We start from the raw sequence: 13096 nt of genomic DNA on the forward strand, positions 1-13096 counted from the left end.
CCTGGTCACGCGAAGCCGAACTCGTCGAGCGCCCGCCAGAGTTGCTGGAGGTTGTAGAGGACCGTCTCGTTCCCGCAGGTGTCGATGATCCGGAGCCGCTCGTCGGTGCCGGGACGGTTCACCGCGCACCGGACCCGCCGGTCGTCGCGCTCCAGGACCACCACCGGACGGTGCTGGCCGGTGCTGGTCACCAGGTCGACCTCGATCGCGGCGAGACCGGTGCCGTGCACCTCGACCACGCCCTCGCAGACCGGGACGACGCCGAAGACCCGGACGTTGCACTCGCCGGAGGCACCCTGGTACTGGTTGAGCAGCCGGACCCGGCGGTGGCTCGGCACGTCGGTGGTGACGATGATCCCGGGCCCGATCAGCACGTCGTCGCCGACCGTCACCGCACCGAGGATGCGGGCGAACGCGCCCACCTCGACCCGGTCGCCGAGCCGGGGGTGCCGCCGGCCGCTGGGGTTGTCGGCGATGCCCCGCGCGCCGAGCACGACCCCCTGGAGGATGTACGCGTCGTCGCCGATCTCGGTGGTCTCGCCGATCACTGTGCCGAGCCCGTGGTCGATGATCAGTCGCCGTCCGATGCTGGCGGCCGGGTGGATCTCCACGCCGGTGCGGACCTTGGCGGCCTCGGAGACCCGGCGGGCCACGGCGAGCCGGACGTCCGGGGTCAGCGGGGTGTCCCCGGCCCGGTGGACGGCGTGCGCCACCCGGTAGGCGAGGGTCGCCCGGTAGGCGACGTAGCTGTCCCAGACGTACTGCCACGAGCCGCCGGCGGCCGGGTCCCGGCGGGCCAGCGCGAGCAGGTCCTCCGAGGCGACCTCGCAGATGGCGCGCAGCCGCTGCGGGGTCAGCAGCGACTGGGTCACCGCCGGGGACGCCTCGGCCTCGACGAGGCGGACGATCTCCGTGCGCAGCAGTGGCGTCAGGGCCTCGGTCGACGCCGGGTCGGCCGGCGGCGGACTGCCCGGGGGAGTGGCCGGTCCGGACGCGGCGCGGGGGGCCGGTACGCGCTGCCCCGTGCCGTTCGAGCCCGCGGCTGCGTGCAAGGACGACTCCATGCGGCTCCCGCTCCCCGTTCTGCTTGGAACCGTCTCCCTCGGCGGCTCGAGTGAGATGACACTCGGTGCGACGTCACGCGTCGGAAGCGGACCTGGCCGCAGAGCGGGCAGGTGCGGTGCCAGATCGTAGTCACAGCCCCCCGCTAACGTGACGATGGAATATTGCTCAAGTCAGTGGCTGAGGGAAATAGCCAATCCTCAGTCCATTGGGGGGAGAGCATGAACGCGGAAGAGTTGGCCGCTCAGATCGGTGCGTGGAAGGACGACCAGACCCGGCTCTACCGCGGCCTGGCCGAGCAGCTGCGGCTGCTGATCCGGCTCGGATCGCTACCCCCGGGCAGTGAACTGCCCCCGGAACGCCGGCTCGCCGTGGCGCTGGCCGTCAGCCGGACGACCATCGCCCAGGCGTACAGCCTGCTCAAGGACGAGGGCTGGCTGGTCAGCCTCCAGGGCAGCGGGACCCGGGTGGCGCACGCCCAACCCGCCGTCGCGCCCCTGGCCGACTACGGCGCGGCGGCGAGCGGCTTCATCGCCGACGTGGTCCGCGACCGGGTCCGGACCGTCGACCTGACGGTCCCGTCGCCGCCGCCCGGCCCGTGGCTGATGGCGGCGATGTCCCGGCTGCCCGCGCTGGCCGCCGCCGCGTTGCCCGGCCGGGTGTACGAACCGGCCGGTTACCCCGGGCTGCGGGAGCGGATCGCCGGCAAGCTGACCGCCGACGGCCGGGTCACCGCCGCCGAGGAGGTGATCGTCACCAACGGCGCGACCCAGGCGCTGTCCCTGCTGGCGGGGGTGCTGACCCGGCGCGGCGACACCGTCCTGGTCGAGGAGCTGACCTGCCCTACGGTGCTGGCGTCGCTGCGTACCGCCGGGTTGCGGCTGGTCGTCGTGCCGATCGAGCGGGAGGGTGCCGACCCGCAGGCGGTCGAGGCGGCCGTCCGCCGGTACGAACCCTCCTTCATCTACGTCATCCCGACATACCACAACCCGACCGGGTGGACGATGACCGAGCGTCGGCGCGCGGCACTGGCCTCCATCGCCCGCCGGTACGGGGTGCCGCTGGTGGAGGACCTCACCCTCGCCGACACCCGGATCGACGGCCCGCTCCCGCCACCCCCGATCGGCGCGTACGCCCCCGGCGCGCAGATCTACACGGTCGGCAGCCTCAGCAAGGTCTGCTGGCCGGGCCTGCGGATCGGCTGGCTGATCGGCCCCCGCCGCGAGCTGCGACGGATCGTGCACCTGCGGGCCATGTACGACCTGGGCTGCCCGCTGCCCACCCAACTGCTCGCCGTCGAACTCCTCGACGACCTGGCGCAGATCCGTCTCGAACGGCAGCGGGAACTGCTCGGCCGCCGCGACGCCCTGCTCGCCGCCCTCGCCGAACACCTGCCGCAGTGGCGGCACGAGCCGCCCCACGGCGGGCTCAGCGTCTGGTGCGCCACCCCCCGGCCGCTGCAACAGCTCAACCACGTCGCCCAGCACCACGGCATGCAGTTGATGCTCGGCTCGCACTTCGCCGTGGGGGCACGCTCCTACCTGGACCACGTCCGCCTCCCCTTCACCCTCGACGAGGCGGAGTTGGTCGAGGTGGTCCGACGGCTGGCCGGCTACTGGGCCGAGGCCGGGCGTGGCTAGTCTCACGGTGCGCGACGATCGGTAGTACGCTGCGCCCCCATGGGCATCTCCCACCACGGACGCACCGAGCGTCTCGACCTCGCCGACCCGTCCCTGCGCGAGTGGACCTGCCGAGTCGTGCACGTCGATCCCGAACGGGGCATCGTGCTGGACCGCTCCGCCTTCTACCCCGGTGGCGGCGGCCAGCCGCCGGACCACGGCGTGCTGCTGTGGCAGGGGGTGCAGACCCGGATCGTCGGCACCCACAAGGGTGACGACCTCTACCTGATCCCCGCCGAGGGCGACCCGGTGCCGCCGGTCGGCGTCGAGGTCCGGGGCGCGATCGAGGACGAGCGCCGGTTCACCCTGATGCGTACCCACTCCGGCCTGCACGTGCTCTGCGGCGTGGTGTTCCGTGACTTCGGTGCGCTGGTGACCGGCGGCAACATGGAGCCGGGCGAGGCCCGGATGGACTTCAACCTGCCGCAGCCCCCCGAGGGCTTCAAGGGCCTGCTCGAAGAGGCGGTCAACAAGGAACTCGCCACCGACCGGCGGGTCTCCGTCCGGGTGCTGCCCCGCGACGAGGCGCTGGCCATCCCCGACATCGTCCGCACCCAGACCAACCTCATCCCGCCGGACGAGCAGGAGGTCCGGATCGTCGACATCGAGGGTCTCGACGTGCAGGCCGACGGCGGCACCCACGTCGCGTCCATCGGGCAGGTCGGGCGGATCCAGGTGGTCAAGGTGGAGAGCAAGGGCAAGCAGAACCGCCGGGTCCGCATCCGCCTGGTCAGCTGACCCCGGGTCAGGCGTCGGTGGTCGACCGGGCGGCGTCGATCCGGGCGCGGGCGCCGTCGAGGGAGCGTTGGCAGGCGGCGGCGAGCCGCTCGCCGCGCTCCCACAGCGCCAGCGACTCCTCCAGCGACGTGCCGCCGGCCTCCAGCCGCTCCACCACCTGGGCCAGCTCGGAGCGGGCCTGCTCGTAGCTGAGCTGATCCTCGGGTTTCGGGTCGCTCATCTCGTCCTCCTCATGCGTCCACGGTCACGGTCAGCTCGCCCTCGGCGAGGCGGACCCGCAGCGGGTCGCCCCCGGCCACCTCGCCGGCCGCCCGGACCACGTGCCCGTCGGCCCGCTGCACGATCGCGTAGCCCCGGTCGAGGGTGGCGGCGGGGGAGAGCGCCCGCAGCCGGGCCAGGGTGTGCCGCAGGTCGCCGGTGGCCGCGTCGAGCCGGTGGTGCAGGTTGCGCCCCGCCCGGTCCCGCAACGCGGACACCTCGGCCGCCCGCTGCTCGACCATCACCTGTGGGCGGGCCAGCACCGGCCGGGACCGCAGCAGGGTCAGCCGGTGCGACTCCCGGTCGACCAGGTTGCGGACCGCCCGCTCCAGCCGGGAACGGGCCTGACCGATCAGCCGTACCTCGTCGGCCAGGTCGGGCACGACCCGCTTGGCGGCGTCCGTCGGAGTGGAGGCGCGGACGTCGGCGACGTAGTCGACCAGCGGGGCGTCCGTCTCGTGGCCGATCGCGCTCACCACCGGGGTACGACAGGCGAAGACCGCCCGGCACAGCGCCTCGTCGGAGAAGGGCAGCAGATCCTCGATGCCGCCACCGCCCCGGGCCAGGATGATCACGTCGACGCTCTCGTCGGCGTCGAGGACCCGCAGCGCGTCGACGATCTGCGACACCGCCCCCGGCCCCTGCACCGCCACGTTGACCGTGCGGAACTCCACCGCCGGCCAGCGCCGCCGGGCATTGGTCAACACGTCCCGCTCGGCGGCGGACGCCCGGCCGGTGACCAGGCCGATCCGCTGCGGCAGGAACGGCGGCCGGCGCTTGCGGGCCCGGTCGAACAGCCCCTCGGCGGCGAGCAGCTTCTTGAGTTTCTCCAGCCGGGCCAGCAGCTCACCGAGCCCCACCTGGCGGATCTCGTCGGCGCGCAGGCTCAGCGTGCCCCGCGCCGCGTAGAACTCCGGCTTGGCGTGCAGCACCACCCGGGCGCCCTCGCGCAGCTCCGGTGCGCCCGAGTCGAGGACGTCCCGGTTGGTGGTGACGGTGAGGCTGAGGTCGGCCGACGGGTCGCGCAGGGTCAGGAAGACCGTGCCCGCCCCCGGGCGACGGCTGATCTGTGCCACCTGCCCGTCGACCCAGACCCAGCCGAGCTTGGCGATCCACGCGCCGACCTTCTGGCTGACCACCCGGACCGGCCAGGGTTCCTCGGGGGTGCTGCGGGGGGCGTCGGTCACCCGCCCACCCTACGGTCCGCCTCCGACGACCCGGCGCTGCCGGGCCGCCCGCCGCGACCCGTACCCCCGCTGTGGTACGGGTCGCAGCTCCTGCCGGGGGAGATGTCGACACGTACGATGGGCGGGTGACCGAGGCTGAGGCGACCCCAAAGACCGGCAAGCGCGTGCTCCTGGCCAAGCCCCGCGGCTACTGCGCCGGGGTGGACCGGGCGGTGCAGACCGTCGAGGAGGCGCTGAAGCTCTACGGGGCGCCGATCTACGTCCGCAAGCAGATCGTGCACAACAAGCACGTGGTGCAGACCCTGGAGGCGCGGGGCGCGATCTTCGTGGAGGAGAACGAGGAGGTGCCCGAGGGCGCCACCGTCATCTTCTCCGCGCACGGCGTCGCCCCCGAGGTCTACGAGCAGGCCAAGGCCCGGTCGCTGCGGGCGATCGACGCGACCTGCCCGCTGGTGACCAAGGTGCACCAGGAGGCCAAGCGGTTCGCCGCCGAGGACTACGACATCCTGCTGATCGGTCACGAGGGGCACGAGGAGGTCATCGGCACCGCCGGGGAGGCCCCCGCCCACATCCAGCTCGTCGACGGCCCCGACGACGTGGACCGGATCACCGTGCGCGACCCGAACAAGGTGGTCTGGCTCTCCCAGACCACGCTGTCGGTGGACGAGACGTTGGAGACGGTGGCCCGGCTCAAGACCCGGTTGCCGCTGCTCCAGTCGCCGCCCAGCGACGACATCTGCTACGCCACCTCCAACCGGCAGCACGTGGTCAAGGAGATCGCCCCCGACTGCGACGTGGTGATCGTGGTCGGCTCGCGCAACTCGTCCAACTCGGTACGCCTGGTCGAGGTGGCCCTGGACGCCGGGGCCCGTGCCGGGCACCTGGTCGACTTCGCCCACGAGATCGACGACGCCTGGCTGGCCGACGCCCGGACGGTGGGGCTGACCTCCGGCGCGAGCGTGCCCGACGAACTGGTCCACGAGGTGCTGGCCCACCTGGCAGCGCGGGGCTTCACCGACGTCGACGAGGTGGTCACCGCCAACGAGCGGCTGACCTTCTCACTGCCGCAGGAACTCAAGCGCGACATGAAGGCCGCCTCCCGGGGCTGACCCCGGGCGGGCCCGCCGACCAGGGACCCGCTCCGCGCGCCGGCCGGGGACCGGCTCCGGCGGGGTTGACCCGGCACGGAAGCCTCGCGCCGACCCGGGCACCCGGGTGACGCGCCGACCGGGGGTCGGCGTCGGCGTGTTCGTCGGTGGCCTGCCGGCACCGGTGCCCCTCGTCGGTGGGTTCCCGGCGGACGGAACGGATCACGGGTGGGGCGCGTCCCAGTGGTATGAGAACTCCTCGGATGGCGGTCGTCGTGCTGCTGGCCGCCGGTGTGGCGCTCGCCGGCTGTGGCGACGGTGCCGACGTCACCGGCCCGCCGGCCACGCCGACCAGTTCCCCGACCCCCACGGTCGCCCCGACGGACACGGTCACCCCGACGGGCACCGTGCCACCGTCCACGCCGCCGGCCTCGGTGGCCCCGTCCGCACCGCCGGCCGGGTCGGTGCCGCCAGGCGGGCTGAAGCCGCCACCCGGCGGCCCACGGCTGCCGCCCGGTCCGGGCGCGACGGAGCTGACCGGCACCGTCGAGGCGGGGGTCGAGCCGGGGTGTGTGCTGCTCGACGGCCACCAACTGGTCGGCGGCCCGAAGGACGTGCTCGTGGCGGGAGCCCGGGTGACGGTCACCGGCCGGGCCCAACCCGACCTGATGAGCACCTGCCAGCAGGGTGTCCCGTTCCTGGTGGAATCCGCCCGCCGCTCCTGACCACCCACCCGCGCGCCCGCCGACCCGCGCACGCCTGGACGCTCGTCGGGCCGCGCCTGTCCGGACACCCGTCGACCCGTGCCCGCCTGGCCGCCCGTCGGCCCGCGCCCGTCGGCCCGCGCCCGTCCGGGGCCGCGCCCGTCCGGGGCCGCGCCCGTCCGGGGCCGCGCCCGTCCGGGGCCGCGCCCTTCCGGGGCTCGCGTCCGTCCGGGCCCGCCGGGTCGACGCGCTTTCGCCGATTTGGCGGTATCCGGCCGTTTCGATACCGCCATTGAGCCGACATCGCGCCCTCAGCCGCCGGGCGCCCGGCGGCGGGGCCGGGGCGGGACGGGGTGGGGTGGGTCAGGGGCGGTCGTCGGTGGGGAGGAGTTCGGGCGCCTGGGGTTGGCGGGGGGCCAGCTCGACCTGGGCCGGGACGGTCAGCTCCTGGTCGGAGACGCCCAGCTCGGCCAGTTTGCGCGCACTGACCAGGACCCGGGCCTCCAGCGAGCCGACCGCCCGGTTGTACGCCGTCACCGCGCCACCGAGTGAGCTGCCGAGCTTGCCGACGTGATCGCCCAGGGTGGACAGTCGGCCGTACAGCTCCCGGGCGAGCGAGTGCACCGCCACCGCGTTGCGGGCCAACGCCTCCTGCCGCCACGAGTACGCCACCGTACGCAGCAGCGCGACCAGGGTGGCCGGCGTGGCGAGCACCACGTTGCGGGCGAACGCGTGCTCCAGCAGCGTCGGGTCTCGCTGCAACGCCACGTCCAGGAACGGGTCGGCCGGCACGAACAGCACCACGAACTCCGGGCTGTCGTCGAACGCGGCCCAGTAGGTCTTCGCGGCCAGCGCGTCGACGTGCCCGCGCAGGTGCTTCGCGTGCCGGTCGAGGTGGGTGTCCCGGTTACGCTCGTCGCGGGCCTCCATCGCCGTCAGGTAGGCGTCGAAGGGCGCCTTCGCGTCCACCACCACCGTCCGCCCGCCGTGCAGCCGGACCACCAGGTCGGGGCGGACCCCCTGGTGGTCGGTAGCGGCGGTGACCTGCTCGCTGAAGTCGCAGTGTTCCAGCATGCCGGCCGCCTCGACGATCCGGCGGAGCTGGTGCTCGCCCCAACGTCCGCGCACCTGCGGGGCGCGCAGGGCGGCGACGAGCTGCTTGGTCTCGGTGCGCAGCTCACCGGAGACGGCCCCCATCGAGCGGACCTGTTCGCGCAGCTCGGCGTAGGCGTCGACGCGGTCGCGTTCCAGCTCGCCGACGCGTTGCTCGTAGCGGCGCAGGGTGTCGTGCAGCGGGGCCACCGCACGGGCCACCGCCTCCTGGGACTGGGCGGTCGCCTCGTAGCTCAGCGCCCGCATCGACTGCTCCAGCCGGCCCTCGCCCTCGCGGGTGGCGGCGAGGGTGGCCTCCAGCCGGGCGATCTCGGTGGCCGACCGGGCGCGGGCGGCGTACCAACCGACCGCCCCGCCGGCGGCGAGGCACACCACCACCACGGCCAGCGTCGAGAAGTCCATCACCAGAGCTTGCCAAACGGGTACGACTCGACGCCCCCGGGTACGTTCGGAGGATGGAATTTCTGCTCGTGCTCATCCTGGTCGCCATGCTGGCCGGTGGTTTCGTCTGGTGGCGGCGGGAGAAGGCGGCCCGGGAGGCGCGTAGCCTCGCCGACGTCCGCGCCGACGCCCAACGGTGGTACGAACGCCTCGGCGGCCAGGTGATGAACCTGCACGGCGACGACCCGGCGGTACGCCAGGCGCTGGTCGACGCGGGTGAGCGGTACAACGCGGCGGGCAGCCAGCTGGAGCAGGCCCGTACGGTGCACCAGTTCCGGCTGGCCCGGGAGACCGCGTTGGAGGGGCTGGCGTACGCGCGGGCGGCCCGGGTGGCGCTCGGCCTGGACCCGGGCCCGGAGCTGCCCCCGCTGGCCGCCGCGCAGGGGGCCGGGGAGATCACCCGGGAGCGTCAGGTGGACGTGCAGGGGCAGACGTTCAGGGCCGGTCCGCAGCCCGGCCGGGACACCCCGTACTACTACCCGGGCGGGCGTTACCAGGGCCGGCCGGTGCCGGCCGGCTGGTACTCGACGCCGTGGTGGAAGACCGCGCTGGGGGCGGGCGTCGGGGTGGTCGGCGGGATGCTGATCGCCGACGCGCTCTTCTCGCCGGCCTTCGCCGACCCGGGGTACGACGCCGGCTACCAGGAGGGCTTCGGCGACGGCGCGGACTTCGGCGGCGACTTCGGCACGGCCGGGGACCCCGGCGGCGATTTCGGCACCGCCGGTGACTTCGGCGGGGGCGACTTCGGTGGCGGTGGGTTCGGGGGCGGCGACTTCGGCGGTGGGGACTTCGGGGGCGGCGACTTCTGAGCCCGATGCCGCCGGTCGGCGGCACGCGCCGGTGCGGCCCCGGCCGGCCCCTGCCACCGCCCCGGGGCGGCGGCAGGGGAGGGAGTCCGTCAGCCGGTGTTGCGCATCCCGGCGGCGATGCCGTTGACCGTGGTCAGCAGGGCGCGCTCCAGGGCCGTACCGTCGCTGGGGGCGCGTCGGCCGCCCGGCGCGGTGATGACCGCCCGGCCGGCGGCACCGGATTCCCGGTACTGCCGCAGCAGCGCCACCTGGAGGTGGTGCAGCGGCTCCAGGTAGGTGTCGCGCACCGCCAGGGTGCGCTGGAGCACCGGCGAGTTCTCCAGCAGGGCCGGCGACGAGGTGACCGCCAGCACCTCCTGCTTGGTCAGCTCGTACTCCTGCTGGATCTTGTCGAAGATCGGGTGCAGCTCCTCGGGGACCAGCGTCTCGACGTACCGGCGGGCGATGCTGAGGTCGGTCTTGGTCAGCATCATCTCCACGTTCGACAGGAACGTGCGGAAGAAGTGCCAGTTGCGGTGCATCTCGGCCAGCACGTCCTCCAGGCCGGCCGCGCGGGCGGCGGCGAGGCCGGAGCCGACCCCGAACCAGCCGGGCACGATCTGCCGGGTCTGCGTCCAGCCGAACACCCACGGGATGGCCCGCAGGCCGCCGAGCCCGGCCCCGGTGTTCGGCCGCTTCGCCGGTCGGGAGCCGATGTTCAACGCGCCGAGCAGCTCAGTCGGCGTCGACGCCCAGAAGTACGCCGGCAGGTCCGGGTCCTCCACCAGGTCCCGGTACGACCGGAAGGCCGACTCGGAGACCACGTCCATCGCCGCGTCCCAGCGTTCCAACTGCTCGGCGGGCTGCCGGGGGGCGGTGTGCAGCAGCGTCGCCTGGAGCACCGCGGCCACGGTCAGCTCCAGGTTCTCCCGGGCCAGCGCCGGCAGGGTGTACTTGTCGGAGATGACCTCACCCTGCTCGGTCACCTTGATCGCACCGTCCAGGGTGCCGTACGGCTGGGCCAGGATCGCCTCGTGGGTGGGGCCGCCGCCGCGTCCGACGGTGCCGCCCCGGCCGTGGAACAACCGCAGGTGCACGCCGTGCTGGGCGGCCACGTCCCGCAGCGCCCGCTGGGCCCGGTGGATCGACCACTGGCTGGTGGTGATGCCGGCCTCCTTGTTGGAGTCGGAGTAGCCCAGCATCACCTCCTGCACGTCGCCCCGGGCCGCGACCAGCGCCCGGTAGGCCGGCAGGGAGAGGAGTTCGTTGAGCATCTCGCCGCCGGCGTTCAGCTCGGCCGGGGTCTCCAGCAGCGGGACGAAGCCGATCCGGGCCCGCCCGGTGTGCACGTCGACCAGGCCGGCCTCCCGGGCCAGCACCACCGCCGCGAGCACGTCGTCCACGCCGAGGGTCATCGAGATGATGTACGACTCGATGACCTCGCCGCCGAACCGGTCCTGCGCCTCGCGGATGGTCCCGAACACGTCGAACGTCTTGCGCGCCGCCTCGGTCAAGGGGGTGTCCAGGGCGGACAGCGGCCGGCGGCCGGTCAGCTCGTCGGCGAGCAGCTTGGTGCGCTCCAGCCGGGTCAGCGACGGGTAGTCCGACACCTCGCCGACCGCCGCGTAGAGCTGGGTGAGCACCTCGTGGTGCTTCTCGGCGTGCTCCCGGACGTCCATGGTGGCCAGGTGCAGGCCGAACGCGGAGACGGTACGGATGGTCGAGGCGAGCCGGCCGACGGCGGTGAGCTGCCCGGAGTTGCGGGCCAGCGAGGCGCGCAGCAGCTCCAGATCGGCGATCAGTTCGCCGGAGCCCTGGTAGTCCCGGCCCGGCACGTGCGGGGTGCCGGCGCGCAGCCGCTCCCGGGTGTTGGCCAGCTTCGCCTTCACGCAGCGGGCCTTGAGCCGGTAGGGCTCCTCGGCGTTGACCCGGCGGAACCGGGGGGCCACCTCGGGCAGCGCGTCCAGGTCGGCGGCGAGGCTGGCCGACAGGTCCAGCGACACGGCGCGCAGCCGGCGGGAGACGGAGACCTCGTTGACCAGGTGCTCCATCGCCGCCTCGGTGGCGGTGATGCCGTGCTCGTGCTGGATGCGCAGCACCTCGCGGGTGACCACGGGGGTGACGAACGGGTTGCCGTCCCGGTCCCCGCCGATCCAGGTGCCGAAGGTCAGCGGGCGCGACGTCGGCGAGGTCTCCACGCCGAGGGTGCGCAGCGTGTCGGCCAGGTCGTCGAGCACCTGCGGGGCGGCCTCGGCGTACAGGTCGCGCAGGTAGTAGATGGCGTTGCGGGCCTCGTCGGTCGGGTCGGGCCGGTCGAGGCGCAGCTCGTCGGTCTGCCACATCAGGTCGAGCAGTTCGGCGAGGCGGCGGTTGGCCGGGGCCTCGTCGCTGGCGCCGTAGAGGATGGCGTTGGCGGTCTCGGCGTCCAGCTCGTCGGCGATGGCGCGCAGCTTGGACAGGATCGACCGGCGGGCCGCCTCGGTGGGGTGGGCGGTGAAGACGGGGCGTACCGCGAGGCGGCGGGCGGCGGCGGCGATCTCCTCGGCCGGCACCCCGCGCTCGGCGATCATCTTGGCCGCCTGGTCCAGCCAGCCGCCCTGGATCGCCCGGCGGCGGCGCAGGTCGCGGGCCCGGTGCACCTGCTCGGTGATGTTGGCCAGGTGGAAGTAGGTGGAGAAGGCGCGGGCCAGCTTGGTGCCGGTGGTCACGTCCAGCCCGCCGAGGCGCTGCGCGGCGGCCGGTGCGTCGGAGCGGACCTGGGCGCGGATCTCCTCGACCAGGTCGAGCAGCGGTCGACCCTCCTGCCGGGCCAGGGTCTGGCCGAGCAGGGTGCCGAGTCGACGGATGTCGGCCCGCAGTGCGGCGTCGGGCCCGTCGTGATCATGCTGGTCGGTCACCGTGCGCTCCTTACGTGAGTACGAAGGACAGCGCTGTCCGACTCCCTGGATGGTATCTGCGCGGCCCGGTCCGGGAGGAAGGGGTTCGGTGTGTCACCTTCCCCACGATCACCGCGCGCCGCCCCCGACCCGTGCCCGACCGGCCCGGCGTCCCCGGAACAGGGCGGCGGTGAGCAGGCCGGACAGCCCCAGGACGGTCCATAGGAGCAGCCCGGCCAGCGGCCAGCGGGCCGACCGCCAGTCGAAGTAGACGGCCGATTTGAGTAGGTCGGTGGCCAGGCCGGGGACGTTCCAGCGGTGCATGCCGCGCAGCGCGGCGGGCAGGAACTCGGGCGCGTAGATGCCGCCCGAGCCGGGGTTGCCGAGCACCACCAGCAGCAGGATCACCAGCCCGGTGCCGAGCAGACCCAGCCAGCCCTGCACGGCGGCGGCGACCATCGCGGCGGTGAAGACGGTGAGCATGCCGACCGCGGCCACCGCGACCAGGTCGTGGTCCCAGACGTCGAGGACCGGGCCGACCAGCACCGCGCCGATGGTCCCGAGCAGCACCGCGTGCACGGCCAGCGAACCGATCCGCAGCCCGGCCCGGCGCAGCCCGCGCGGGGCGGTGCCGAGCGAGACGCCGAGCGCGGTCGAGGCCAGGTAGCCGCCGAGCACCAGCCCGACGGCCAGGTAGAATGGCACCAGGCCGCGCGGGTCGTCGGGGGAGACGGGCACCTGGTCGGTGACGGTGAGCGGCAGTCCGGCCTGCTGGGCGGCCGGGGTGAGGACCCCGGTGACCAGTTCGGTGGCGGCCGGCGCGGAGGCGCTGGCGGTGGCCAGGGTGAGCGTGCCGTCGGGGGCGGAGGTGAGCACGGCGTACACCTGGCGGGCGGTGAGGGCGTCGTCGGCCGCGCCGGGGTCGGCGTACCCGACGGGCTCGATGGTGTCGGTGCGGGCCCGCACGGCGGTCAGCAGCGCCTCGGCGCGTTGGTCGCCGGTCACCACGCCGACCGGCACGTCCCGGGGGTGCGGCTGGTGCAGCGCGCCGACGTAGGCCGCGATGAACGCGCTGGCCAGCACCAGCGTGCCGAACAGCAGCGCCGCCGTGCGGGGCAGCCAGGCCCGGGTCCGCGGCTCCTCGTCCACCGGCCCAGCCTAT

Annotated in this window: 11 protein-coding genes; 5 read left to right on the plus strand and 6 right to left on the minus strand. The window is 74.0% G+C overall.

The genetic code is table 11. From position 1 onward, the window contains the following. Positions 1-5 precede the first annotated feature (5 nt). Entirely contained in the window at positions 6-1052 is a 1047-nt protein-coding gene (locus tag JQX11_RS25615) for a serine O-acetyltransferase (protein WP_204927497.1), read from the minus strand. Positions 1053-1283: 231 nt separating this feature from the next. On the opposite strand from JQX11_RS25615, the gene JQX11_RS25620 reads away from it, so the two are divergent. Both JQX11_RS25620 and JQX11_RS25625 read left to right on the plus strand, forming a co-directional pair. Beyond that, positions 1284-2702: an aminotransferase-like domain-containing protein gene (locus JQX11_RS25620; RefSeq protein ID WP_204927498.1), complete on the plus strand. Its 1419-nt coding sequence runs from the start codon at positions 1284-1286 to the stop codon at positions 2700-2702. 39 nt (positions 2703-2741) lie between these two features. Further along, positions 2742-3479: an alanyl-tRNA editing protein gene (locus tag JQX11_RS25625; RefSeq protein ID WP_088642862.1), complete on the plus strand. Its 738-nt coding sequence runs from the start codon at positions 2742-2744 to the stop codon at positions 3477-3479. 7 nt (positions 3480-3486) lie between these two features. On the opposite strand, the gene JQX11_RS25630 is transcribed toward JQX11_RS25625, so the two are convergent. Next, positions 3487-3699: an exodeoxyribonuclease VII small subunit gene (locus tag JQX11_RS25630; protein WP_204927499.1), complete on the minus strand. Its 213-nt coding sequence runs from the start codon at positions 3697-3699 to the stop codon at positions 3487-3489. A gap of 10 nt (positions 3700-3709) precedes the next feature. Then, positions 3710-4924, minus strand: a complete 1215-nt coding sequence (xseA, locus tag JQX11_RS25635; RefSeq protein ID WP_204927500.1) for an exodeoxyribonuclease VII large subunit — start codon at positions 4922-4924, stop codon at positions 3710-3712. 125 nt (positions 4925-5049) lie between these two features. Between xseA and JQX11_RS25640 the strand changes: the two genes are divergently transcribed. Together JQX11_RS25640 and JQX11_RS25645 are read left to right on the plus strand one after the other, a co-directional pair. Beyond that, positions 5050-6033 carry a 4-hydroxy-3-methylbut-2-enyl diphosphate reductase gene (locus tag JQX11_RS25640; RefSeq protein ID WP_204927501.1) on the plus strand — a complete coding sequence of 328 codons (984 nt, stop codon included), beginning with the start codon at positions 5050-5052 and terminating at the stop codon, positions 6031-6033. Positions 6034-6275: 242 nt separating this feature from the next. Beyond that, positions 6276-6737 carry a hypothetical protein gene (locus tag JQX11_RS25645; protein WP_232378537.1) on the plus strand — a complete coding sequence of 154 codons (462 nt, stop codon included), beginning with the start codon at positions 6276-6278 and terminating at the stop codon, positions 6735-6737. Positions 6738-7079: 342 nt separating this feature from the next. On the opposite strand, the gene JQX11_RS25650 is transcribed toward JQX11_RS25645, so the two are convergent. Continuing rightward, positions 7080-8231, minus strand: coding sequence for a DNA recombination protein RmuC (locus tag JQX11_RS25650; protein ID WP_204927503.1), 1152 nt, complete (start codon positions 8229-8231; stop codon positions 7080-7082). 53 nt (positions 8232-8284) lie between these two features. Between JQX11_RS25650 and JQX11_RS25655 the strand changes: the two genes are divergently transcribed. Next, entirely contained in the window at positions 8285-9079 is a 795-nt protein-coding gene (locus tag JQX11_RS25655) for a hypothetical protein (RefSeq protein WP_204927504.1), read from the plus strand. Positions 9080-9168: 89 nt separating this feature from the next. On the opposite strand, the gene ppc is transcribed toward JQX11_RS25655, so the two are convergent. After that, positions 9169-11955, minus strand: coding sequence for a phosphoenolpyruvate carboxylase (gene ppc, locus JQX11_RS25660; protein ID WP_204927505.1), 2787 nt, complete (start codon positions 11953-11955; stop codon positions 9169-9171). Between the two features lie 108 nt (positions 11956-12063). Continuing rightward, positions 12064-13083 carry a hypothetical protein gene (locus JQX11_RS25665; protein WP_204927506.1) on the minus strand — a complete coding sequence of 340 codons (1020 nt, stop codon included), beginning with the start codon at positions 13081-13083 and terminating at the stop codon, positions 12064-12066. Between the last annotated feature and the right edge of the window lie 13 nt (positions 13084-13096).

It is taken from the genome of Micromonospora humida, from assembly GCF_016901255.1.
Classification (GTDB): Bacteria; Actinomycetota; Actinomycetes; order Mycobacteriales; family Micromonosporaceae; genus Micromonospora; species Micromonospora wenchangensis.